This is a genomic window from Rhizobium sp. ARZ01 (genome assembly GCF_014851675.1).
Taxonomy (GTDB): Bacteria; Pseudomonadota; Alphaproteobacteria; order Rhizobiales; family Rhizobiaceae; genus Mycoplana.
Genome location: NZ_JACVAE010000002.1, coordinates 331,775 through 355,575 on the forward strand (window position 1 = coordinate 331,775; position 23,801 = coordinate 355,575).

22 protein-coding genes and 1 pseudogene are annotated in these 23,801 nt (G+C 62.1%); 11 read left to right on the top strand and 12 right to left on the bottom strand.

Annotated elements, in window-relative coordinates; genetic code table 11:
* Positions 1 to 28: 28 nt before the first annotated feature.
* From lptB to ptsN, 4 genes and pseudogenes are all read left to right on the top strand, one after another.
* Positions 29 to 775, top strand: a pseudogene (lptB, locus tag IB238_RS15720) (LPS export ABC transporter ATP-binding protein); the annotation flags it as partial.
* A gap of 294 nt (positions 776 to 1,069) precedes the next feature.
* The gene (gene rpoN / locus IB238_RS15725; protein ID WP_192248701.1) at positions 1,070 to 2,641 is read left to right on the top strand and encodes an RNA polymerase factor sigma-54; all 1,572 of its coding nucleotides are present in this window, start codon (positions 1,070 to 1,072) and stop codon (positions 2,639 to 2,641) included.
* A gap of 240 nt (positions 2,642 to 2,881) precedes the next feature.
* Complete coding sequence (gene raiA / locus IB238_RS15730; protein WP_192248704.1) at positions 2,882 to 3,448, top strand: ribosome-associated translation inhibitor RaiA; 567 nt, start codon at positions 2,882 to 2,884, stop codon at positions 3,446 to 3,448.
* A 76-nt stretch (positions 3,449 to 3,524) separates the two neighbouring features.
* Entirely contained in the window at positions 3,525 to 3,989 is a 465-nt protein-coding gene (gene ptsN / locus IB238_RS15735; RefSeq protein ID WP_192248707.1) for a PTS IIA-like nitrogen regulatory protein PtsN, read from the top strand.
* A 34-nt stretch (positions 3,990 to 4,023) separates the two neighbouring features.
* On the opposite strand, the gene IB238_RS15740 is transcribed toward ptsN, so the two are convergent.
* The 3 genes from IB238_RS15740 to hrcA all read right to left on the bottom strand — a co-directional run bounded on the left by IB238_RS15740 (position 4,024) and on the right by hrcA (position 7,753).
* Positions 4,024 to 5,619 (bottom strand): bifunctional aspartate transaminase/aspartate 4-decarboxylase, encoded by a 1,596-nt coding sequence (locus IB238_RS15740; protein WP_192249705.1) that lies wholly within the window; start codon positions 5,617 to 5,619, stop codon positions 4,024 to 4,026.
* 197 nt (positions 5,620 to 5,816) lie between these two features.
* Complete coding sequence (grpE, locus tag IB238_RS15745; RefSeq protein WP_192248710.1) at positions 5,817 to 6,431, bottom strand: nucleotide exchange factor GrpE; 615 nt, start codon at positions 6,429 to 6,431, stop codon at positions 5,817 to 5,819.
* A gap of 242 nt (positions 6,432 to 6,673) precedes the next feature.
* Positions 6,674 to 7,753 carry a heat-inducible transcriptional repressor HrcA gene (gene hrcA / locus IB238_RS15750; protein WP_192248713.1) on the bottom strand — a complete coding sequence of 360 codons (1,080 nt, stop codon included), beginning with the start codon at positions 7,751 to 7,753 and terminating at the stop codon, positions 6,674 to 6,676.
* Between the two features lie 188 nt (positions 7,754 to 7,941).
* Here hrcA and rph point away from each other — a divergent pair, with 188 nt between their 5' ends.
* The 4 genes from rph (at position 7,942) to hemW (ending at position 11,022) form a co-directional block, all read left to right on the top strand.
* The gene (gene rph, locus IB238_RS15755; RefSeq protein ID WP_192249708.1) at positions 7,942 to 8,658 is read left to right on the top strand and encodes a ribonuclease PH; all 717 of its coding nucleotides are present in this window, start codon (positions 7,942 to 7,944) and stop codon (positions 8,656 to 8,658) included.
* 78 nt (positions 8,659 to 8,736) lie between these two features.
* The gene (locus tag IB238_RS15760; protein WP_192248715.1) at positions 8,737 to 9,162 is read left to right on the top strand and encodes a VOC family protein; all 426 of its coding nucleotides are present in this window, start codon (positions 8,737 to 8,739) and stop codon (positions 9,160 to 9,162) included.
* Between the two features lie 11 nt (positions 9,163 to 9,173).
* Positions 9,174 to 9,818, top strand: a complete 645-nt coding sequence (gene rdgB / locus IB238_RS15765) for an RdgB/HAM1 family non-canonical purine NTP pyrophosphatase (protein WP_192248717.1) — start codon at positions 9,174 to 9,176, stop codon at positions 9,816 to 9,818.
* A 7-nt stretch (positions 9,819 to 9,825) separates the two neighbouring features.
* The gene (hemW, locus tag IB238_RS15770) at positions 9,826 to 11,022 is read left to right on the top strand and encodes a radical SAM family heme chaperone HemW (protein WP_192248720.1); all 1,197 of its coding nucleotides are present in this window, start codon (positions 9,826 to 9,828) and stop codon (positions 11,020 to 11,022) included.
* A gap of 58 nt (positions 11,023 to 11,080) precedes the next feature.
* Here the strand turns inward: hemW and IB238_RS15775 are convergent, their stop codons facing one another.
* From IB238_RS15775 to IB238_RS15790, 4 genes are read right to left on the bottom strand one after another with little or no spacing between them, the layout of a single operon-like run.
* Complete coding sequence (locus tag IB238_RS15775) at positions 11,081 to 11,752, bottom strand: amino acid ABC transporter permease (RefSeq protein WP_192248723.1); 672 nt, start codon at positions 11,750 to 11,752, stop codon at positions 11,081 to 11,083.
* 18 nt (positions 11,753 to 11,770) lie between these two features.
* Positions 11,771 to 12,583: a transporter substrate-binding domain-containing protein gene (locus tag IB238_RS15780; protein WP_192248725.1), complete on the bottom strand. Its 813-nt coding sequence runs from the start codon at positions 12,581 to 12,583 to the stop codon at positions 11,771 to 11,773.
* 22 nt (positions 12,584 to 12,605) lie between these two features.
* Positions 12,606 to 12,932, bottom strand: coding sequence for a GYD domain-containing protein (locus IB238_RS15785; protein ID WP_192248727.1), 327 nt, complete (start codon positions 12,930 to 12,932; stop codon positions 12,606 to 12,608).
* A complete protein-coding gene (locus IB238_RS15790; RefSeq protein WP_192249711.1) occupies positions 12,929 to 13,597 on the bottom strand; it encodes an isochorismatase family cysteine hydrolase in 669 nt (222 codons plus the stop codon). Before IB238_RS15790 ends, IB238_RS15785 begins: the two co-directional genes overlap by 4 nt.
* Before the next feature lie 109 nt (positions 13,598 to 13,706).
* Between IB238_RS15790 and IB238_RS15795 the strand changes: the two genes are divergently transcribed.
* A complete protein-coding gene (locus IB238_RS15795; RefSeq protein WP_246723680.1) occupies positions 13,707 to 14,600 on the top strand; it encodes a LysR substrate-binding domain-containing protein in 894 nt (297 codons plus the stop codon).
* A 361-nt stretch (positions 14,601 to 14,961) separates the two neighbouring features.
* Here the strand turns inward: IB238_RS15795 and dnaA are convergent, their stop codons facing one another.
* The 3 genes from dnaA to mutM all read right to left on the bottom strand — a co-directional run bounded on the left by dnaA (position 14,962) and on the right by mutM (position 18,889).
* A complete protein-coding gene (dnaA, locus tag IB238_RS15800) occupies positions 14,962 to 16,416 on the bottom strand; it encodes a chromosomal replication initiator protein DnaA (protein WP_348648264.1) in 1,455 nt (484 codons plus the stop codon).
* 974 nt (positions 16,417 to 17,390) lie between these two features.
* Positions 17,391 to 17,657, bottom strand: a complete 267-nt coding sequence (gene rpsT / locus IB238_RS15805) for a 30S ribosomal protein S20 (RefSeq protein ID WP_192248730.1) — start codon at positions 17,655 to 17,657, stop codon at positions 17,391 to 17,393.
* Between the two features lie 341 nt (positions 17,658 to 17,998).
* The gene (gene mutM / locus IB238_RS15810; protein ID WP_192248732.1) at positions 17,999 to 18,889 is read right to left on the bottom strand and encodes a bifunctional DNA-formamidopyrimidine glycosylase/DNA-(apurinic or apyrimidinic site) lyase; all 891 of its coding nucleotides are present in this window, start codon (positions 18,887 to 18,889) and stop codon (positions 17,999 to 18,001) included.
* A 176-nt stretch (positions 18,890 to 19,065) separates the two neighbouring features.
* Here mutM and ubiE point away from each other — a divergent pair, with 176 nt between their 5' ends.
* Positions 19,066 to 19,845, top strand: coding sequence for a bifunctional demethylmenaquinone methyltransferase/2-methoxy-6-polyprenyl-1,4-benzoquinol methylase UbiE (gene ubiE / locus IB238_RS15815; RefSeq protein ID WP_192248734.1), 780 nt, complete (start codon positions 19,066 to 19,068; stop codon positions 19,843 to 19,845).
* Between the two features lie 88 nt (positions 19,846 to 19,933).
* Positions 19,934 to 21,508: a 2-polyprenylphenol 6-hydroxylase gene (gene ubiB / locus IB238_RS15820; protein WP_192248737.1), complete on the top strand. Its 1,575-nt coding sequence runs from the start codon at positions 19,934 to 19,936 to the stop codon at positions 21,506 to 21,508.
* A 14-nt stretch (positions 21,509 to 21,522) separates the two neighbouring features.
* Here the strand turns inward: ubiB and IB238_RS15825 are convergent, their stop codons facing one another.
* A complete protein-coding gene (locus IB238_RS15825; protein WP_192248740.1) occupies positions 21,523 to 22,149 on the bottom strand; it encodes a hypothetical protein in 627 nt (208 codons plus the stop codon).
* Positions 22,150 to 22,165: 16 nt separating this feature from the next.
* Positions 22,166 to 23,560 carry a selenium-binding family protein gene (locus tag IB238_RS15830; RefSeq protein WP_192248743.1) on the bottom strand — a complete coding sequence of 465 codons (1,395 nt, stop codon included), beginning with the start codon at positions 23,558 to 23,560 and terminating at the stop codon, positions 22,166 to 22,168.
* Between the last annotated feature and the right edge of the window lie 241 nt (positions 23,561 to 23,801).

The following is a 23,801-nucleotide window of genomic DNA, read 5'->3' on the forward strand; positions in this document are numbered from 1 at the left end:
TGCAAAAAGGCCTGCGCTGGAGATCCAGCGCAGCCTTGATGCATCCCGCTACGAAGGCACGCTGATCGCCCGCAACCTGACCAAGACCTATGGCGGCAGGCGGGTGGTCAACGGTGTGTCGCTCGTCGTGCGGCGGGGCGAGGCGGTCGGCCTGCTTGGCCCGAACGGTGCCGGCAAGACCACCTGCTTCTACATGATCACCGGGCTGGTACCGGTCGACGAAGGCTCCATCGAGCTCAACGGCAATGACGTGACGACGATGCCGATGTATCGCCGTGCCCGACTCGGCGTCGGCTACCTGCCGCAGGAGGCCTCGATCTTCCGCGGCCTGACGGTCGAACAGAACATCCGCGCCGTGCTCGAGGTTCACGACAGCAACAAAGCCCGCCGCGAGCGCAAGCTCGACAGCCTGCTTGACGAGTTCTCGATCTCGCACTTGCGCAAATCCGCAGCAATCGCGCTTTCCGGTGGCGAACGCCGGCGGTTGGAGATCGCCCGTGCACTTGCGACCGATCCGACCTTCATGCTGCTCGACGAACCGTTCGCAGGTGTCGATCCAATTTCGGTCGCCGACATCCAGGCACTCGTCCGCCACCTGACGTCGCGCGGCATCGGCGTCCTGATCACCGACCACAACGTACGCGAGACGCTCGGCCTGATCGACCGGGCCTACATCATCCATGCCGGCGAAGTCCTGACCCACGGCCGTGCCAACGACATCGTTGCCAATCCCGACGTGCGGCGCCTCTATCTCGGCGACAATTTCAGCCTTTAGGCCGCAGCGCCCAATCCTTGGGCGCCATCGCGGGCGAGTCTGGACCTGCCGGTCTGCCATAGGAAATTCGTCGCATCGCGCCGCGGTAGCTTGACCAGCTCGACCAAAAACGCAATTTTTGGGCCAATCTCGATTTCGGCACCCGGAGCCCTTGCTCGCGCTACGGATTCTTAGGCCCTGGCGTACTACTATAACCGCACGGAACCGGTCAGTTTTGCCGAAATTTGCAACGGATACGGTGTCATTGACGCGTCGCGAATGACGTGCAGCGACCTAGGGAGTTTGAACATCCGCATGGCACTCGCAGCCAGCCTTCTACTGCGCCAAAGCCAGTCGCTGGTGATGACACCGCAACTGATGCAGTCGATCCAGCTGTTGCAGATGACGCATCTGGAACTGACCCAGTTCATCGAGAACGAGGTGGAGAAGAATCCACTGCTCGAACTCGCCTCCGGCGATGACGGCTCACGCGCCGCCGGCGACGCTCCCTCAACGGAGGACGACTATTACTCTGTCAATGAGGAGCGCGCGGACAAACACGGCGAAGGTGCCGAAGCCGGGCTTTCCGGTGACCTCTATGAGACCGCGACTGCCGGCAGCGCCGGCGAAATGACCGAGCCCTTCGATTCCAGCCTGGAAAACGTGTTCCCCGATGATGCCGGGCCGCGGACGGCGGATGCGCCCGAACTGCTGGGCCAATGGAAGTCAATGCCCGGTGCCGGTGATGGCGAAGGCTACGATCTCGATGATTTTGTCGCCGCCCAAACGACGCTGCGAGACCATCTCTCCGCCCAGGTGCCGTTCTCCCTCACCTCGCCTGTCGACCGGCTGATTGCCAGCCACCTGATCGATCAACTCGATGAGTCCGCCTATCTGTCGGCGGATCTGACCGAAACGGCACTCAAGCTCGGCAAGCCACTTGCCGATGTCGAGCGCGTGCTCGATGCACTTCAGCAGTTCGACCCGCCCGGTGTTTTCGCCCGCACGCTGTCTGAATGCCTGGCGATACAGCTGCGTGCCCGTGACCGCTTCGACCCGGCCATGGCTGAACTGGTCGGCAATCTCGAACTCCTGGCGCGCCGGGATTTCGCGACGCTGAAGAAACTCTGCGGCGTCGACGAGGAAGATCTGCTCGACATGCTGGCGGAAATCCGCAAGCTCGACCCCAAGCCGGGAACGCGCTTCCAGCCCGGCGTATCCGAGTCCGTCGTCCCTGATATCGTCGTTCGCGCAGCACCCGACGGCACATGGCTCGTAGAGCTCAATGCCGAGACCCTGCCGCGCGTGCTGGTCAACCATGAGTACTATGCCTCGGTCTCCCGCCGCACAGAGCGGGCGAGTGACGACCAGGCGTTCCTGAGCGAGTGCCTGCAGAACGCCAACTGGCTGACCCGCAGCCTGGACCAGAGGGCAAAAACCATCATGAAGGTGGCGAGCGAGATCGTGCGCCAGCAGGACGCCTTCCTTCTCCATGGCGTCGATCACCTTCGGCCTCTCAATCTGAAAACTGTGGCCGAAGCCATCAAGATGCATGAATCGACCGTCAGCCGCGTGACCTCGAACAAGTACATGCTGACGCCGCGCGGTCTGTTCGAGCTGAAATATTTCTTCACCGTATCGATTGGCTCCTCCGAGGGCGGCGACAACCACTCCGCGGAATCCGTCCGCCACCGCATTCGATTGATAATCGCCCAGGAGACGCCGGAGGCAGTGCTTTCCGACGACGACATTGTCGACATGCTGAAGGAGGCCGGCGTCGACATTGCTCGGCGGACCGTGGCAAAATACCGCGAGGCGATGAACATTCCCTCCTCAGTGCAGCGGCGCAGGGAGAAGCGAGCCGTTGCCAGGGCCGCCGGTTTCTAAGCATCTGCCAAAGACGTACGTCCCCACTGAGCAACCCTACCACCGATGGAGCAGTTGACTCCGCGGCCAGGAACGGATAGATGCCCGCCCCAATTCCGAAGAGAAGACAGACCGGTTTACCATATCCCCGTTTTCCCCCGGTACCGCTGACGAAAGGGCGTTGCGCGCGCGAAGTGCTTGGATGACGGGTCCGGTTGGAATAGACTGTTACGCGCAAATCACAATGAGAGAGGAAACTCCATGAGTGTGCGTGTATCCGGCAAACATATGGACATCGGCGACGCGTTCCGGTTGCGAATTGAAGAACAGATCGGAGCGGCCGTAACCAAATATTTCGATGGAGGCTATTCGAGCCACGTCATCGTGGAAAAGTCCGGTTCGCGATTCAGCGCAGACTGCAAGGTTCACCTCGACACCGGTGCTGCCCTGCAGGCCAATGGCGAAGCGAACGATCCGATTATCGCATTCGACGCCGCGTCGGATCGGATCGAAAAGCGCCTTCGCCGATACAAGCGCAAGCTCAAGGACCACCACAACGGGAACGGCCAGGCGGAAGTCGCCTACACGGTCATGGATTCGGTTCCCGAGGATGCGGACGAAGTCCCGGCCGACTACGCGCCGACCATCGTGGCTGAAAGCACCAAGAAGCTCAAGACGATGTCCGTTGCCAGCGCCGTCATGGCGCTCGACATGACAGACGAGCCGGTTCTTCTCTTCCGCAGCGTCGGTCAGGAACAACTCAACATCGTCTATCGACGAAACGATGGCAATATTGGCTGGATAGATGCAGCCAATATCAAAGGCTAAAGTGGCAGGGGGATGCGCCCAGGGGCGCGGCGCATCCCGCTTCAATCCTTTCACTGCGGCTCACGAGGACAGAGGCATGGCATTGGCAGGTTTGCTGCAGCAGAGTGCGATTATCCCGGCCATGAAGGCCAGCTCGAAGAAGCAACTGCTTCAGGAGCTGGCGATAAAGGCGGCCAAGATCACCGGCCTTCCGGAACGCGAGATCTTCGATGTGATCCTCCAGCGCGAGCGTCTCGGCTCGACGGGGGTCGGCAACGGCATCGCAATTCCGCACGGGAAGCTAAAGGATCTCACTCAGATCACGGGCCTGTTTGCCCGTCTGGAAACGCCGGTGGACTTCGAAGCGCTGGACGACCAGCCGGTCGATCTCGTCTTCCTCCTGCTTGCGCCCGAGGGCGCGGGCGCCGATCACCTGAAGGCTCTTTCGCGCATCGCCCGCGTCCTGCGCGACCCGGCCATGGTGGCGAAGCTCCGCTCTTCGGATTCGGCAACGGCGATCTACGCCTGCCTGAGCGAGGAGCAGGCGTCGAACGCCGCCTGAGACCCATCCGGGTAGCAGAAGCGACCCACGAGCGCTACTTCTTCGGCCTTGCTTCTTTTTGGAACATTTCGTAGGTCTCTTCCGCCATTGTCCGTAGCGCACGGCCGATGGCGGCATACTCGTATTCGTCAAGGTTTGCGAGAGACGCCCGGCCGGCCGGATGCAACGTGCCAAAGCCGCTGCCTGGAAGCAACACGATTCCCGTCTCGTTGGCGATGCGGAACAAGAGCTCTGTCGGGGCAACGTTCTTCTTCACCCAGGCAGCAAATTCATCGCCGTAGAGCCGGCGTGCGATATCCTCCAGATCCAGCAGCGTGTAGTAGTCCACCTCGTTCGCATCGGTCCGTGCTGGAATACCCAGTTCGCGATAGAGAGCCGTCTCCCGCCGTCGAATGACCTTCTTCAATTGACCTTTGTAGACATCGTTTTCGTCCATCACGGCGAACAATGCGAACAACACCATTTGCACCTGCTGGGGCGTCGAGAGGCCGGCAGTGTGGTTGAGCGCAACGGTGCGGCTATCGGCGACCAGCCGATCGATGAATTTCAGCTTCGATACGTCAGGCACCAGAGAGGCGTAGCGGCCGGCCAGTTCGCTCTTGTCGGCCTGCGACAGATCCTTCAGCTTGGCGTCCACGACGTTGCTGCGATGCGTGGCGACGACACCCAGGCGCCAACCCGTCGCGCCGAAATATTTGGAGAAGGAATAGACCAGCAGAGTATTGTTGGGACACGTCGCAAAGAGCGATCTGAAGTCGTCGGCAAAGGTGCCGTAGACGTCGTCCGTGAGGATGATCAGGTCCGGTCGCTTCTCCTTGACGATGCCCGCAATGCGCTCGAGGCCACGCTCGTCCATCTTCACCGAAGGCGGATTGCTGGGATTGATCAGAAAGAAGACCTTCACCGCCTTGTCGAGCAGCTTGTCCAATTCCGCATCAGGATACTGCCAGTCCTGGTTCGGGTCGGCGTTGATGTGGACCTCCTTCAGACGATAATTGTTCAGTTCGGGGATCTCGATATAGGGCGTGAATGCCGGCAGGCCGATGGCGACCGTATCGCCTTCCTTGAGCACTTTGTTCTGCTTCAGTGAATCGAAGATATAGGTCATGGCGGCAGTGCCACCCTCGACCGCAAAGACGTCGAGATCGGACGGGCTCATGTATCCGCCGACCATTTCCCTGACGAGATAGTGTTTGACGATTTCCTCGCTGATGCGGAGCATTCGTGGCGGAACGGGATAGTTGCAGCCAAGGATGCCTTCGACGATCTCATGGAGATATTCGGACGCCGGAAGTCCCAGCTGGTCCCGAACGTAGGAAATCGATCGTCCGAGGAAACTGACGCCCGGCTGCTCCTGATGCTCGGCGACAAAACGCTGGAAACGCCCCTCGATGCCTTCGATCTTTGGCAGACCGCCGATGCCGTTCGACATGTAGGAGTAGGAAAGCTCGGCTTCCGCAGTGGCAAAAAGCCCGAGCCGGAAGAATGCCCGTCTCGGCGTCGTCGCCAAAAAATTCGGATTGCCGCGACCGGCATTGAGCATGGTGCGGTTGGCTTTTCCGGAGGCAACGCCAATCAGCGCGTCCTTGAGCTCGAAGGGGCTCAGCTTCGCATATTTGCTGTAGTCGATCTGCGGCGCTGACCGCCAGCACGTACATAGCGCGCACCACAGGAAGGCAAGACGACGGGACCGTTTTTCGGTTTTCCGAAAAGCCGCAGTAAAACCCTACGTGCGCAGCAGACGGCTGTGTGTATCAATGAACATGAAAAACCCGGCCGCAGCGAAGCGTGGCCGGGTCAACTCTTCAGATCCGCTTTGATCGTAGATCAGCCCTGCTGATCGCCGCCGTTCGCGGGCACCTTCGGCCCGCCCTTGGAAACACCGACCATGGCCGGGCGCAGCACGCGGTCGCCAATCTTGTAGCCGTCCTGCACGACCTGGAGGACGGTGCCATTCGGCACCTCTGTGTTCGGCACCTCGAACATCGCCTGGTGGAAATGCGGGTCGAACTTCTCGCCGATCGGCTCCAGCTTGCGAACGCCATGGCGCTCGAGCGCAGCCAGCATGGAGCGTTCGGTCATCTCGACGCCTTCGGCCAGTGCCTTCAGTCCTGCCTCGCCAGCCTCCAGCGCTTCGGCAGGGATCGCTTCCAGCCCGCGGCGCAGGTTATCCGAAACAGCCAGCATGTCGCGCGCGAAGCCCGCGACTGCATAGGACTTGGCGTCCTTGACATCGCGCTCGGTGCGGCGGCGGAGGTTGTCCATCTCGGCGGCAAGGCGCAGGTACTTGTCGCGCAGGTCGGCGTTTTCCGCCTGCAACAGCGCGATCGGATCGGCGTCTGCTGCCTGCGCTTCGGCTTCATTGCCCTCAGGCGACACAGCGGCGATCTCGGCCTCGTCATTTGCGGCTTCGGGTGCGTGTTTGCTGGTATCGTCGGTCATAGGTTTCTCCGGATTGAGAAATCGCGCGCGTCGCGTGGGCTGCCCACAGGCGACACACAGGGTTGAACGGCCAAGGCAGCCCTGCCCATCCCGGTGGGTGCACGGCGCTTGTTATTACTTCCCAACCACGCGCAAGACTTTCCAGTTACGCGAACGATGGGAGGGAGTTGAGGCGGATATCGAGCTTCGGATCGAAAAAATCAAGGCTTGTTCGACAATCTTAAAGAAACCGACCCGCGCCGTCAGCGGGAAAGTCGCGACATCAACTGCGCCGTATAGTCCACCATCGGCACGATCCGTGAATAATTCAGCCGCGTTGGCCCGATAACCCCCACAGCCCCGATGATCCGCTCCTCGCCGTCGCGGTAGGGTGCCACGATCAGCGACGAGCCCGAGAGCGAGAACAGCTTGTTCTCGGAGCCGATGAAGATGCGCACGCCCGAGCCGGCTTCCGCGAGGTTCAGAAGCTCAATCAGGCTGTCCTTCTTCTCCAGGTCGTCGAACAGCATCCTCAGCCGGTCTACATCCTCGGTACCGGCGAGCCCTTCGAGCAGATTTGCACGGCCACGCACGATCAGGCGCGTCGGCTTGGTCTCTTCGAAACCGCCTGACCACACCGCAAGCCCTCGCTCGACGAGATCCTGCGACAGAAGGTCCAATTCCTGACGCACCTCCGAGCGCAGCCGTTCCAACTGGGTGCGCGCTTCGTGAATCGTATTGCCGGCCAAGTGCGCGTTGAGGAAGTTTGCAGCCTCCGTCAATTGCGAATTGGTCGTGCCTGCCGGCAGCTCGATGATGCGGTTTTCGACCTGGTCATGCTCGCCGACCAGTACGACCAGTGCCTTGGTCGGCTCCAGCCGGATGAACTCGACGTGCTTGAGCACGGAATCGCTCTTCGTCGTGATCACGATACCCGCGCCGCGTGACATCCCAGAAAGCATCTGGCTTGCCTCGCCCATCATCGTCTCGACGCTCTGTCCGTGCACTGGTCGATGGACGTGCCGGGCGATCGAGGCCCGTTCCTCATCGGAAATGTTGCCTACCTGCATGAACGCATCGACGAAGAAGCGAAGTCCGAGTTGCGTCGGAAGACGGCCGGCACTGACATGGGGCGAATAGATCAGCCCCAGCGCCTCAAGGTCGCTCATGACATTGCGTATGGATGCGGGCGACAGCGACATCGGCAGGATCCGGGAGAGATTGCGCGATCCCAACGGTTCGCCGTTCTCCAGGTAACTCTCGACGATCCGGCGGAAGATCTCGCCGGATCGCTCGTCCAGCGCCTTGTGAATGTCTGTCTCCGCAGAGTTCCTCAATACCATGCCGATCAAACGTTTCCCTTTGGTCTGACTATACTAACCCCGCCCGCTCACGCACAAGGGCAAATGCGACCACCTGACCCGCCACCCGGCGGATGAAATTCCCGGAAATCGGCCAACTGGGCGATTTCCTCCCCCGGCGAAGTGGTCTAGAAGCATCGCCAGACAAAGACATGATCCAGGAGTTCGCGATGCGGCCGTCAGGCAGAAAAACCGACCAGATGCGCAAGGTTTCCTTCGAGCGCAATTTTTCCAAGCACGCGGAGGGCTCCTGCCTTGTGAGGTTTGGCGACACGCATGTGCTGTGCACCGCGAGCCTTGAGGAAAAGACGCCGCCGTGGCTGCGCAACAGCGGCAAGGGCTGGGTGACGGCCGAATACGGCATGCTGCCGCGTGCCACCGGCGAGCGGATGAAGCGGGAGGCCGCGGCCGGCAAGCAGGGCGGCCGCACCCAGGAGATCCAGCGCCTGATCGGCCGTTCTCTGCGCGCCGTCGTCGATCTGACTGCGCTCGGCGAAAAACAGATCACCATCGACTGTGACGTGATTCAGGCCGACGGCGGCACCCGCACCGCCTCCATTACCGGCGCCTGGATCGCGCTGTACGACTGCCTGAAGTGGATGGAAACCCGCGGCATGATCAAAGTAGAGAAGGTCTTGAAGGATCATGTCGCTGCGATCTCCTGCGGCATCTTCGCCAGCCAGTCGGTGATTGACCTCGACTATCTGGAAGACTCGGCCGCGGAGACGGACGCCAACTTCGTCATCACCGGCTCCGGCGGCATCGTCGAAATCCAGGGCACGGCCGAAGGCAAGCCTTTCACGGAGGAGGAGTTCGCCAGCCTGATGGCTCTTGCCAAGGGCGGGATTGCCGAACTCGTCGAGTTGCAGAAGCAGGCGATCGCCTGAGTCTGGATTGGCTTGCCCCGCATCGGCCCTTCGGGCACCTTGCCCTGATCGACATTGGGACGAACCGGGGCAAGCTTCATGCCTGAGACGAAACCGATCCTTCAGGGCGTGCTCGAGACTGCCCTTTATGCCGACGATCTCGACGCCGCAGAGACCTTCTACGGCGATCTTCTCTGCTTGGAGAAGATCGCCCGCCATGCGAACCGTCACGTCTTCTTCCGCTGCGGCCCCGGTGTCCTCCTCATCTTCAACCCCAAGGAAACGATCGTCCCGCCGCCGCCGCACGCCCTTCCCGTGCCGGTCCACGGAACCACTGGAAAGGGGCACGTCTGCTTTCGCGTTCCGGCCAGCGATCTTGATTTCTGGGCGGAAAAGCTCAAAGAAGCAGGAATCGCCATCGAAGCGGATTTCCGCTGGCCGACCGGCGCCCGCTCGATCTATTTCCGCGACCCCGCCGGAAACAGCCTCGAATGCGCCGAACCCGCCCTCTGGGGCCTGACCTGACAGGACACGACATGCGCAAGCTCGACACACGGACGATCGTCGTCGCCAGCCACAATGCCGGCAAGATCCGCGAGATCCGCGATCTGATCGGCCCGCTCGGCTTCGAGGCCAAATCCGCCGCCGATCTGAATTTCATCGAACCCGACGAGACCGGCACGACCTTCGAGGAAAACGCCGCGATCAAGGCGCTTGCCTCGGCGAAGGCGGCGGGCCTTCCCGCGCTCTCGGACGATTCCGGCCTGGTGATCGACGCGCTCGGCGGCGCGCCCGGCGTCTACACGGCCAACTGGGCTGAAAATGAGGACGGCAGCCGCGACTTCGCCATGGCGATGCAGAAGGTCGAAGCCGCGCTTGCCGAAAAAGGAGCCGCGACATCCGCCGACCGGACCGCCCGTTTCGTCTCGGTCCTCTGCCTTGCCTGGCCGGACGGACACACAGAGATGTTTCGCGGCGAGATCGAAGGCACTGTCGTCTGGCCGCCGCGTGGCGAACAGGGCTTTGGCTACGACCCGGTGTTTCAACCGGAGAACCATGGCGTCACCTTCGGCGAGATGAGCGCGGAGGAAAAGCACGGCTGGAAGCCAGGAGACACGGAGGCGCTTTCGCACCGCGCCCGCGCCTTCAAGCGCTTCGTCGAAACCTGCCTGGAGGCGTGAGCCACTCATGACGGCGGTCACCGCGTTCGTACCGAAACAACCGATTGCCACTGATCCTTTGGATCCCGGCTTCGGCGTCTACGTGCACTGGCCCTTCTGTGCCGCCAAATGCCCCTATTGCGACTTCAACAGCCACGTGCGCCATCAGCCAGTGGACCAGGAGCGCTTCGTTTCGGCCTTCCTGAAGGAGATGGCCACAATGCGGGGGCTTTCGGGCTCACGCACCGTGACCAGCATCTTCATGGGCGGCGGCACGCCGTCCCTGATGACGCCGGCCACCGTCGACGCGATCCTCTCCGGCATCGCCCGCCACTGGCATGTGCCTGACGGCATCGAGATCACCATGGAGGCCAACCCCTCCAGCGTCGAGGCCGAGCGCTTCCGCGGCTATCGGGCTGCCGGCGTCAATCGTGTCTCGCTTGGTGTCCAGGCTCTGAATGACCGGGACCTGAAATTCTTAGGGCGGCTGCACGACGTCGACGATGCACTGAAGGCGATCCGCCTTGCCCGCGAGATCTTCCCGCGCATGTCCTTCGACCTGATCTATGCGCGGCCGAACCAGACCGTCGCCGACTGGGACGCCGAACTGAAGCAGGCCGTCTCCTACGCCGTCGACCACCTGTCGCTCTACCAGCTGACCCTTGAGGAAGGCACGCCCTTCTACGGCCTGCACAAGGCCGGCAAGCTCGTCGTTCCCGATGGCGAGCAGTCGGCCATCCTCTACGAGGCAACGCAGGAGATCACCGCACGCGAGGGCCTGCCGGCCTACGAGGTTTCCAACCACGCCCGCCCTGGCGCTGAGAGCCGGCACAATCTCACCTACTGGCGCTACGGCGACTATGCCGGTATTGGTCCGGGCGCGCATGGCCGTCTTTCGACGCAAGGGGTAAAGATCGCCACCGCCACGGAACGACATCCGGAAACCTGGCTGTCACTGGTCGAGGGAAATGGCCACGGCATGGTCGACCAGGAAGTGCTCGAGCGTTCGGAGCAGGCCGACGAGTTGCTGCTGATGGGCCTGCGCCTGACGGAAGGTGTTGACCTCGCCCGCTGGCAAGCTCTCTCCGGCCGCGACCCCGATCCTGACCGCGAGCAGTTTTTGATCGATCACGGCTTCATCGAGCGGCTCGGAAATTCGCGGCTGCGCTGCACACCCGCCGGCATGCTGATCCTCGATGCGGTGGTGGCGGATCTGGCCTGCTGAGGCAGTTCAGGCTTCTCGGTAATGATTGCTGACCCAGATTGCGGCCCCAATCAGCAATTCACTTCAAGTGCTTTGCCAGCACGAACTGCGCAAACATGAAGATCGAGACGACCACCAGGTAGTAGACCAGTGCCGCGCAGTACCATTCGACAAAGCGGAACGATGCGGCGATCGCATCATTCACGACGGCCATGATTTCCCGAAGCGAGATGACATAGGCAAGCGATGTCACTTTCAGGACATTGATGAACTCGTTTACTAGCGGAGGCAGCGCGATGCGCATGGCCTGTGGCAGGATGACGAGGCGGAAGCTCTGGATGCGCGACAACCCCAGTGCCCATCCCGCTTCGCTCTGGCCTTTCGGGATGGAGCGAAGCGCGCTCTTCATGATCTCCGCCATATAGGCGATCGTGACCAGCGTGAAGGAAACTGCGGCAGCAAAGAACGGCGTGAACCAGCCAGCCTTCAACAACGAGGGCAGCAGCTGGGGTGTCCCGTTCCAGACGATCAATAGAACCAGGATCATCGGCGCGGCCCTGAACACCCAGACATAGGCGAGCGCCGCCGTCCTACGGCCACGCCGATCCGAGTTCAGGCAAAGCGCCATCGGCAAGCAGCCGAGAAAGGAGGCCGCGAAGACGACAATCGAGAGCACCATCGCGATCAGCGCGCCGATCAGCATGGCCGGGGCGATCAGCGCGCTTAGGAAGAGGCTGAAGTCGAAGCTCATCGTCTCGCAGCCTCGCCGTCAGGCGTCATGGTCCACGTCGAACACGGAAGGATCCAGTCCGTACTTTTTCGCAAGCGCTTCGAAGAAGCCTTCCTGCCTCAGTTCCTTCAGAGCTTTGCGAACCGCACCCAGATCGTCGGCGCTGCGGCGCATGTAGATCCCGTAGGTGAAATCCGACTGCCAGGTGTAGGCAATCTTGAACTGGTTCTCCGTCGTAGCAACCCGGTAGGCACCTTCTGCCTCTTCCGTCAGGGTCGCGTCCGCACGGCCGACGAGAACCTGCTGATAGGCGGCTTGCTGGGTGGGATAGTCCTGGACCGACACTTCGGCACGGCCACCTGCCACAAACTCTTCGTTGAGCGGCTTGACGCGATCTTCCTTGTAGTAGGCCCCTGATTCCAGGGCGATCGTTCGCCCGCTCAGGTTCTCCGGCGTCGCGATTTCCGCATTGTCCGCCTTTGTTACCAAGACGGTCGCCGACTTCATGTAGCGGGCGCCGTCGTAGGTCTTGCGGCGTTCATCATTGATATAGATCCCGCTGATGATCAGACCGCACCGCCCACTCCCAAGCGTCGGCAAGAGGCCGGCGAAATCCGTCGTCGTGTAGGTTGTGGAAGCGTTCCACTTTTTTGCCAGTGCCTCGGCAATATCGATATCGATGCCGACCGGTATGGCATCACCGGCCTGCTGCTTGAAGGTCAACGGAGGAAAGGCCGCCGTCGTGCAGACACCGACGGTCCCGTCGGCCACGAAGCTCGGAGCTTCCGCAAGGGCGGGGTCGGCGAGAGCCAGCATCGACAAACTGAGGACGACAGGTACGGCTTTGCTCATTGTTGTTTCCCTCTTTGATTTTTCATTGAACGCGTTTGACGATCTCACCCCACATTCCGGCACTGAATGCCGGAAGGATCAGGGGCTCGACATGGCCATCACGACGTGCAGTCATGACGTACTGCATCATCGCCTCGTTGCTCGGCATCTCGAAAACCTGCACGAAATCGTAAGGCCCCATGACGGCAAAGAAGGCGATCGAACGCCCTCCAAGGGCTGCAACGCGTGCCTCGCTTATCTCCCGCCGCTTGGCACTGTCACCGAGTTCTGCAAGTCCCTTCTGCGTCAACTTCATCAGCGAGACGTAGGTTTGAGGCTCCACCGCCTCATGCGCATCCAGCCTGCTCATCGCCGGGTGATCCGCGCAATTGCGTCGAGCACGGCTGTGGAATCCGACAGGGTACCGAAAACGCCGTTCTCCACTGTCACCATGTGCAGGGCGGCTTCGTGCGCATACTGATCACCGCTTGCGCAGGCGTCTGTGATCGTCAGGCATTGAAAATTGCGGTCACAGGCCTCCCTCAACGTCGTGTGGACGCACACGTCGGTCGTGACACCGGTGAAGAGAAGATGCGTGATCCCTTGCGCCCGAAGAACATGCTCGAAGTCTGTGTAAGTGAAGGCACCGTTGCACGTCTTGTCGACGATGATGTCCTCTGCACGCACATCGATCTCGGGGACGATCTCAAATCCCGGGCTGGAGCGCAGCAGCACGTCCGTTCCCTCGAGACCCGAACGCTTGCGCCGCCATTTCTCATAAGGCGTCATGTCGGCCAGGTCCGCCCGATAGCCCTGACGCGTGTGGACGATCCGGATGCCCGCCGTGCGGCACCCGTCAATGAGCTTCGAAACAGTCGGCAGGATCGCCCGCAGCGGTGAAGGGTCGTATCCCTGCCGGGCGAAGTATCCGTCCGTTGACAGAAAATCCCGCTGCATGTCGATCACGATCAGTGCGGTTGTCGCCGGATCCAGTTTTCCGTCATACGGAAAGTCGAATGGTTGTGCCTTGATCATAGCTTCTTCCCTTTTCCTGCTGTCAGATAGCAGTTGCAAAGCTTGAAGAATATCGATTTGTTTTGACAACAATTGTTCGATACTGCTCAACGATCCGCTGGAGGCCGGCTTGGCGCGCACCTTGGCATTCCTGCACTACCTGCCAGCCTTCGAGGCGGTCTCCCGGCATGAAAGCGTGCGAGGTGCGGCGGAGGAGTTGAACCTCAGCCCCAGCGCCGTTTCGCTGCAAATGAAGAAACTGTCGGATGCGACCGGCATCAAGCTGTTCGAGAAGAATGGCAGAAACCTCACGCTCACAAGGGCGGGAAGCGACTTTGCCCAGGCCGTGATGGTATCGCTCGGCCAGATCGAAACCGCGACGAGGGCGGCCAAGGACGGCGGCAGCTCTGGGCAGCTGGATGCGCTGACCGTGTCAGTTCCAACCGCGCTTGGTGTCGCATGGCTCAGCGCAACCACCGTGGAATTTGCGGAAATGCGCGGAATTCCCAACCTGACCATAAAAGAGGCAGTCGCGGCGATCGATGTCGACTGGGACACATGCGATATTGCCGTGGTTTATGACAATCCGCCGTTCGCCGGTTACTATTGGCGCTCCTTGAGTGAAGTGCGGCTAAGGACGGTTTGTTCGCCGATCCTGTTCCCAAGGCTCGACCTTCAGCACCGGGAGCGAAAACTGAACGGCCTCACGCTGCTCCATGAGGACGATGGAAGGGAATGGACAAACTGGGCGATCGCCGCCCGCGTCAGCCTCGAGGGCAGTGCACGGGTTCGCGTGACCTCCGTCGCCCAGGCCATTGCCTCTGCCGTTCAGGGGCGTGGCATGGCACTGGTCTCGGACGTTCTGACCCGAACCTATTTGGCGGAAGGACGGCTTATTCAGCCCTTCGCAACGTCCATCAATGCAGGTCGCGCCTATTACATCCTCTGTCGGGAAGAGCGCTCCCGAGAGCCAGTGCTAGAGTCTTTCGTCGACCATATCATCGATCAACTGCGCTCACGCTAAAGACAGCGGAGCAGAGCCCGTCCCATAGCTTGTGAAGATTGGTAGCACCCCGACAGTAGCGCACGTCGGCAAGGAAGCGATAGCACCCGCGCCGGATGATCCGCAATGAGAATAACGGCTAATTTAGTCGGCATCGGCGGTCACCCTCACGACCGGGAAAGCTGCTTCCACGGCTGTGGTGACGGTGCGCACGCAGAGGCAGAATCTAATCGAGATCTCCTTTCAGTGAAAGACGACCACATAGATCCCGACAGCCTTTCGTCGCACCAATAGCCAGCTAGGCAACCAGAAGATAAAAAGAAGCCCGGGGCCTCGTATTCCCCGGGCTTAAGGGCCGCACCCCCAGGCGTGTTCGCCCTGTCTATTCGTTGATCAGGCGCTTTAGAAGCTCTACTTCATGGCTGAGCTTGGTATCGGAGGCGATCAAGTCCTCGATCTTGCGCACGGCGTGCAGCACAGTTGTGTGGTCACGTCCGCCGAAGCGCCGGCCGATTTCCGGGAAGGAGCGCGGAGTCAGCGTCTTTGACAGATACATGGCGATCTGGCGCGGCATCACCACAACACGCGTGCGCCGGCTCGATACCAGCTCCTGGCGCGAGACGTTGTAATGCTTGGCGACGACGCGCTGGATGTCCTCGATGCGCACACGGCGCGGCTCGCCGGCAGCTACCAGATGGGCCAGCAGCTCGTCCACCCGCTCGACCGACAGCTGCGGCTCGAAGGTGCGGCGGAAGAGCAGCTGGTTGAAGGCGCCCTCGAGTTCACGGCCGCTTGCCGTGATGTTGCGGGCGACATGGCTGAGAATCTCGGCCGGAATGTCGAGCGTGGCGTCCTCCTGGCGAGCGACGTCAAGGCGGCGCTTGAGGATATCGAGACGCATCTCGTAGTCCGGCGCTTCCATTTCGATGGCGACGCCACCCTGAAGGCGGGAGCGTACGCGCGGATCGAGGGATTCCAGCTCCCAGGGCGCGCGGTCAGCCGCGACGACAACCTGCTTGGCAGAGTCGAGCAGCATGTTGAGCAGGTGACAGAACTCGTTCTGGATCGAGTTCCCCTGCAGGAACTGCATGTCATCGATGACAAGGAGATCGATGTTGCGCAGCGTCTCCTTCAGCGACAGCGCATCGTTGTCGCGGATCGCGGTGGCAAAGCGCCACATGAAGTATTCGGCGGTCAGGTAGACGACGCGCGGGCTGCGGGAGCTCGAAAGCGCCGCGTTGGCGATCGCCTGCAGAAGATGCGTCTTGCCGAGGCCGACGCTGGAATGGATGAACAGCGGATTGAAACGCACAGCACCGGCGCCGGCTTCGGCGATCGTCTTGGCGGCGGCAAGCGCCACCCGGTTCGACGAACCCTCGACGAAACTCTCGAACGTGTAACGCTGGTCAAGCGGCGAACCGAAAAGCGTGCTTCCCTGCGCCGGCTGGCGCTGCGGGGCCGCCTGTGGTGCAAGACCTGCCGCGGCCTGCGCGATCTGCTGCGGGCCCAAGGAACGGCGAGGCTGGGCCGCCGGCGCGGTTTCGGTGGTGGCCGCCATTTCCTCGATGCTGCCGGGGCGGGCGCCGCGGGTCGCGGTACGCACCAGGATCTCCACCTTCAGGATTTCCGCATCTTCCTGCTGGAAGAGCGACGTAATGAGGTCGAGATAGCGGTTATTGATCCAGGATTTCAGGAAGGTCGTCGGCACGGACAGCCGCACGACGCTCTTGGACTGGGAGTGGAGCTTCAGCCGGCCGAACCAGCTTGCATAGACGTCTTGGCCGACTTGCGCCTTTAGACGCGCACTGACCCGCTCGAAGAGCGCGTCGTGCTTGATCTCGGTTTTGTCCCCCGGCTTCTCACTTCCTTCTGCGATCGCATTGAGTGCATGATCCCCATTCCCGAATGCACTTACAGACGTGGCCGTGTTCGTTTGCATTTTGCCGCCTTTCAAGTTCAGTCGACGCACCGGCATGTCATGCCGGCACCGTTCAGTTCTATCCGCCACCGCAATCTGCCGGAGCCATCGGCAGTGCGGTCTCGGTGCTGCCGGTCGCCTTCGTCCCCACTGCCGAACGCAACCAACATATTTGAGGCAAATCCAACGATCGCGGCCATCCGCCGCGCCGTCGTCCTGCCCCTTCCGTTCAACGCGCGAACTCCTCGTACAGATCGCGCGCCATTCCCCCATCTGGCCTCCTCGTGGCTGCCGTCCTCGCGGCAACACCGGGTGCGGCTGTTAACGGCACAAAAATACCGTTCCGGCTCACCTCATGTGCGGCGGCCAGTCAGCTTGATCCGGTGTCAGATGAGACGGAGCTATGCACTCCGCTACAGGGTCGAACCGTCTCCCACCACTCACCCGAGCAGTGTTTGGCGTTTCATATACGCTTGCGTGTGCGCCCCCTGTGGAAGGCATTTAGGCAGGATCAATCGGCAAGATCAATGCCCTATTTTACGCAAAATTAAGCGGCGGCCGTTGACTCCAGTCGAGCAATTTGACTCGGGAAACGGCCGTTTGAGAAGAATCTGTTATGAATCAATGGCTTTGTTTTTTTTGTCATTTCAACGAGCGCGCGAATCAAAAAAAATAATAATTTTCTTGACTCTCAAGCCGCCCCAATTGCCCCCACCCAAGGCGGCGCCCCTGCAAACATCCTCGCACAACGCATTGTTTCTAAAGGATATTTTCTGTCACAGGCCTGACATGCGGCAGCTTTGCACGTTAACCATAGCGGCGACAAAAAGGCAAAGAAAAAGCCCGGCGAAATCGCCGGGCTCCCTCAAAAATGCATAGCTCGCGATGCGATATCAGGCAGAGAGTGCCTTCACGCGGCTGGCGAGTCGCGAAACTTTGCGCGAGGCGGTGTTGGCATGAACCACACCCTTCGTGGCGGCGCGCATCAGTTCCGGCTGGGCTGCCTTCAATGCTGCAGCGGCTGCGGCCTGGTCACCGGAGGCGATTGCCTCTTCGACCTGACGAATGAAGGTGCGGACACGCGAACGGCGAGCCTTGTTGATTGCAGTGCGGCGAGCGATCTTGCGGGTCGCCTTTTTTGCCGAAGTCGTATTGGCCATGGATGCCTCTCTTCAGAAACCAGACACAAACTCCGCCTTCGCCGTGCCGGGTCACTGCGACCTGTCATCCAAGCAATTCGGGAGCAATATCGGAAAACCTTGAAGGGGCTTTCCAAACTGTGGGCCGGCGTATAGCGGGAATTGGCAGGCGCGTCAACGCGCAAATTGAAGAAATGCCACGCCGAATTTGGTTCGAACCGATTCAGAATGCGGGCTTTTCGCCCTTTCGGTCGAAAGGGCTAACTTGCCCCCGACGACCGCCTTCTTCTCGTTAGCGTGGCCCGATGCTTTCTGTCCTAGGCGCCCTACAGCCCCGCTTCTCCATGCACCGACATCGCCGCCTATTTCTGGCAGGCCGTGCATTGGAAGGTGGAGCGCCCGCCCTGGACGATGCGGCCGATGGTGCCGCCGCAGCCGGGCGTGCGGCAGGCCTGCCCTTCCCGATCATAAACTGAAAACGAATGCTGGAAATAACCCAGCGATCCATCGGCGCGAATGTGGTCGCGCAGCGTCGAACCGCCCGCCTCGATCGCCTCGGCGATCACCGTGCGGATCGCTTCCGTCAGAACCGAGAGTTCCTTCCTCGGCTTGCCCGCCGCCGTCACCAGCGTACCCGACGCCCGCTCCGGGGATAGGTGCGCCCGCCATAACGCCTCGCACACATATATATTGCCAAGGCCCGCGATGATCTTCTGGTCGAGCAGCGCCGTCTTCAACGGCTGCCCCCTGCCGCGGAAGCGATCGGCGAGATAGGCGGCGTCGAGCGCGTTGCCGGTTGGCTCCTCGCCGAGATCGCGCAGGTAGGGATGCTCGGCGAGCACCTCGCGCCGGGCCAGGTCCATGAAGCCGAAGCGGCGCGGGTCATTGTAGATCACGCGGCGCGGTCCACCACCGGTGTCGAGATGCAGCACCACGTGGTCGTGCCGCTCGTCCTTGCCCCGCGCCACATGGAAGTCGCCGGGCACCGCCTCAACCGCCCCGTCCGCCACGCGGAACGAACCGGACATGCCGAGATGGGCAATCACCACGTCACCGCCTTCGAGGTCGATCAGCAGGTATTTCGCCCGCCGCCCGAGCGAAAGCACCTTGCGACCGGAGACCGCCTCGGCGAAGCGGGCGGGAAAGGGAAAACGCAGGTCCGGCCGACGCAGTTCGGCGCGCGCGATCATCGCGCCTTCCATGACCGGCGCGAGCCCCCGCCTGACAGTCTCCACTTCCGGCAACTCCGGCATCGCCAACTCCTTGATGGATTTAACCGTGCGGCGCTTTTGCCGCAGACCGGCAATTCCCTATCGCCCATCTTTATCTTATATACCAGCGCGACAATGCCGCAGGCCGAAACGGACTCAGGCGGCAACCGCGGCGCGAGCGGACCTTGTTCGTACGTGCCCTTCAGGTGGAGACAGGAATGAGCGATCGGGACCGCACGTCGGCAAATGGCGGCATGGAAACCTCCTACGGCTTCCGCCAGGTGGCTGAGGGCGAGAAGCAGGCGCTCGTCAACGACGTCTTCCACAAGGTGGCCAAGCGCTACGACATCATGAACGACATCATGTCCGCCGGCCTGCACCGGGCCTGGAAGGACGCGATGATCGCCGCCCTCAACCCGCGCAAGGAGGCCGCCTACCGCGTGCTCGACGTCGCCGGCGGCACCGGCGACATTGCCTTTCGCATCGTCGAGGCCTCGGATCGCCTCGCCCACGCAACCGTCCTCGACATCAACGGCTCGATGCTTGGCGTCGGCGCCGACCGCGCGGCGAAGAAGGGGCTTTCGGCCAATCTCGATTTCGTCGAGGCCAATGCAGAGGAACTGCCCTTCGAGGCCAACTCTTTCGATGCCTACACGGTCGCCTTCGGCATCCGCAACGTGCCGCGCATCGACGTCGCTTTGTCGGAGGCCTATCGCGTGCTGAAACGTGGTGGCCGGCTGCTCGTGCTCGAATTCTCCGAAGTCGAGGTACCGCTGCTCGACCGGTTCTACGACGCCTGGTCGTTCAAGGCGATCCCGCAATTTGGCAAGATGGTCACCGGCGAGGCCGAACCCTACCAGTATTTGGTCGAATCCATCCGCAAGTTCCCGAACCAGGAGGACTTCGCGGCGATGATCCGCAAGGCCGGCTTCTCGCGCGTGAACTACACCAATTATACCGGTGGCATTGCAGCCCTTCATTCCGGCTGGAAGCTCTGATGCGGTCGAGCAGTGAGGCGTCAAACGCCGGACACCGTTACCTGCGCATTTCCAGCGCCAGCGCCAACCTCGCCCACGGTGGTCGGGCATGAGCACGCCAGCGGCCTATTTCCGCCTCGCCCGCGTCGGCTGGGTCCTGGTGCGCGAGGGCGTCGTCACGTCGCTGCCGCTGCAGGACATGCCGCCGTCGGCCCGCATGCTGGCCCGCTTCGCCGGGCTTTTTGCCCGCCGCCGCTCGTCCAAGGAAGGCCGCAGCGCCAGGCTGGCGCATGCGATCGAACGGCTTGGCCCCTCTTACGTGAAGATGGGCCAGTTCCTCGCCACGCGCCCCGACGTGGTGGGCGTTGCCATCGCCGACGACCTGTCGGCGCTGCAGGACCGGATGGCGACCTTCCCGATGGCCGAGGCCGTCGCCACCGTCGAGGGCTCGCTCGGCCGCACCGTGTCCGATCTTTATGTAAGCTTCGGCGAACCGATCGCCGCCGCCTCGATCGCCCAGGTGCACCCGGCGACCGTGCGCGATGCTGCTGGCGAGCGCCGCGTCGCCGTCAAGGTCATCCGCCCCGGCGTGCGCCAGCGCTTCACCCACGACCTGCAGGCGATGTACGCCGCCTCGCATCTGCAGGAACGCTTCCTGCCGCAGACGCGCCGGCTGAAGCCGGTCGAGGTGACGCGCACGCTGGAGCAGACGACCAGGGTCGAGATGGATCTGCGGCTCGAAGCGGCCGCCATCTCCGAGCTGGCAGAGAACACCAAGGACGATCCCGGCTTCCGCGTGCCTGTTGTCGACTGGGAGCGCACCGGGCGCGACGTCGTTACCATGGAATGGATCGACGGCGTGAAGATGTCCGACATCGAGGGGTTGCGCGCCGCCGGGCACGACCTCGACGCGCTCGCCGACACGCTGATCCAGTCGTTCCTGCGCCACACGCTGCGCGACGGCTTCTTCCACGCCGACATGCATCAGGGCAACCTGTTCGTTGACGCCCAGGGCCATATCGTCGCCGTCGATATGGGCATTGTCGGGCGGCTCGGGCGCAAGGAACGCCGTTTCCTCGCCGAGATCCTCTACGGCTTCATCACCCGCGACTATGTGCGCGTGGCGAACGTCCATTTCGAGGCCGGCTACGTGCCCGCGCACCATGACGTCGCAAGCTTTGCGCAGGCGATCCGCGCCATTGGCGAACCGATCCACGGCCAGCCGGCCGAGACGATCTCGATGGCGAAGCTGCTCACCCTCCTCTTCGAGGTCACCGAGCTGTTCGACATGGAGACACGCACCGAGCTCGTCATGCTGCAAAAGACGATGGTCGTCGTCGAGGGCGTGGCGCGAACGCTGAACCCGCGCTTCAACATGTGGAAGGCGTCGGAGCCGGTGGTCGGCGGCTGGATCCGCGACAATCTCGGCCCCAAGCGTATCCTCGCCGACCTGCGCGAAGGCGCACACGCCGCCCTGCGCCTGGCCGAAGCCGCCCCCGAGATCGCCGCCAAGACGGAAAAATTCTCCCGCGACCTCACCACCATGGCCGAGAACGGCCTGCGCTTCGACGCGGCCACGGCGGAAGCGATCGGAAAGTCGGAGGCCCGCCACGGCCGCTCGGGCCGCGTGGCGCTTTGGGTGATCGCCGCTGCGCTGGTCTATATTGCGTGGGCGGTGGCGTAGCGCCACCGTCCCGGTTACCAGAAGATCAGCATCGCCCCCGTCAGGAACAGCACGACAGTCCAGACGACATCGACATTGATCCAGGCGCTGCGCAAGATGCCGAGCCCGACGAAACGATAGACGGCCAGCGCGACCAGGCCCATGACGGTAAGCATCGTCGCGGTGTGGACGGCGACCGCCGCCAGCGGCGCAACGGTGCTCCCGCCGCCGAGCGACATCAGCGGGGAAGCGGCAGCGCAGATCGGCATCAGCGCCGGCAGTACCATGAGGCCGGCACCGTGCGCGCTCGCCATCAGGAAGGACCAAAGCGCAAGCCCCGCCAGCCCGGTCGTCATCCCGACGCGCACGCGCTGGCGATGCCCGAACAGATGATGCCAGACGGCCCAGGACATGAGCGCCGCCCCCGCTATCGTCCGTACGAGCGATGGGTCAACGTACAGGCCTGCCAGGACCATGGCTCCCGCCACCAGCCCGACCGAAGCGGCGTGGCCAAGCGCGATTGCCGGCACAGCGCTCACGACCGCCGCCGCGCTTTGCCGATGCACGCCGAGTGCGACGGCGAACAGCCAGCCCATCGCCGGGTTGAGACCGTGAAAGGCCCCGAGCCCCGCCAGCAGCAACCATGGCCACAGCTCGTTCATCGCCACATGCCCCCTTTCAGGGATAGCAATAGGAATCGGACGAGCAGTCGCCACCCTGCAGGCGAACCTGGTGCGGCCGGTGCGACTTCGGCCATTCGACGAAGAATTTCTCGTCGAAGGCGATGCCGCCGTCCGGCGCCGCGTCGAGCTTGACCATCCAGCCATCTATTCCCTCGGGATAGAACTGCTCGTCGATCGCGCCATAGAGCGAATTGGTGAAATAGACGCGCCGGCCATCGCGGCTGATCTCCACCATCTGCGGCCCACCGTTCAGCGCCCCGTTTTTGGCACCCGGATGAGAGGCACGCGAAACGATACCGCCGATCCGCACCTTGCCCGTCTGCTTCGGCTGGAACGGGTCGGAGACGTCATATTGCAGCAAGTCGCCGGTGCCCCAGCAGGAGACATAAAGGAACCGGTCATCCATCGACAGATCGATGTCGGTGACGAGCGGCGGCACGGCCTTGAACCCTTGCAGCATCAGCGGCAGTTCATCGGGATTCGCCGGCTCGGCGGGAATGTCGATCACCTTGGTGACGGCCCACTTGTCCCCGTCGCGATGCCAGACCCAGATCGAGGAGGAGAGATCCTCAAGGCACACCACGGAATTGACGAAGCCATAGGCCTTGGTCGGGTCGTGTGCCGGCCGCAGTTCGAACACCAGCTGGTATTTGTCGCCCAAATCGATCGTCTGCAGGTGCTTGCGCTTGTGCAGATCCCAGAAATGCAGCCGGCGGCCGTATTTCGAACCGAGCAGAATTTCCGGGACGAGGCCGTTCTCGAAGGTGTCGGGCGTGCCCCATTCGCTGGTGACGAGGGTGTCGTGGCCGAGGTGCCACCAGACATCGTAGGAAAGCTCCTGCGGCCCGCGGTCCATTTCCCATTGCCCCCGCACATCGAACGTCTCCTGATCCATCAGAAAGACGCCGCCCGGCGCCTTTCCCTCGCGGTTGCCAAGGGCCGCGACATAGATGCCTTCCGGGCCGCAGTGGATCGTGTGGGGTCGCGAATACCCGGCCCGCTCGGCCACCTCCTGTGGCTCGATCACCTTGACGATCGCCGGCTTGCGGCCGTCAGGCTTGGTGTCGAGGATGTGGATGCGCGACGATTTCAGCCCCGGGACCACCAGGTAACGCCGCTCCATATGCGGATGCGGGGCGTTGGGGCAGAGGCAGGACGAGCAGGCATTCCAGCCGAAATGGTGCAGTTCGTCGCCGGTATTGGGCATGGGAACAGTATGAACGATCTGCCCATAGGTCGACGAAGCGGGATCGACGTCGACGACGGCGAGCTCGTCTGGGACGGCCTGCCTTGGGTCGAACGCCGCGACATAGGCCAGCGTCTCGGGCGCGGCCTTCATCGCCATGCGCGGTGAGGGATAGAAGCTTGGATCGGGTTTCCACGTAACCATGTGAAGGGCTCCTCGTTCGCGATTGCGGAACAATTGGAATGCCGGCTGTCCGCCGCTCCGGCATGCGAGGCGACATGATCAGGAATGCTTCAACAGGATATCGGGGTGCGCGCCCAAAGCGCGATCGGGAGCGCCCGGGTTTCCCTTTGCAATTGTCTCAGATTGACGCGCCTTTGGACAACCTTTTTTGCTGATATGGCGGAATCTCGCAGCCCCGGCGCGGTCGAGGTTACGGCGTCGC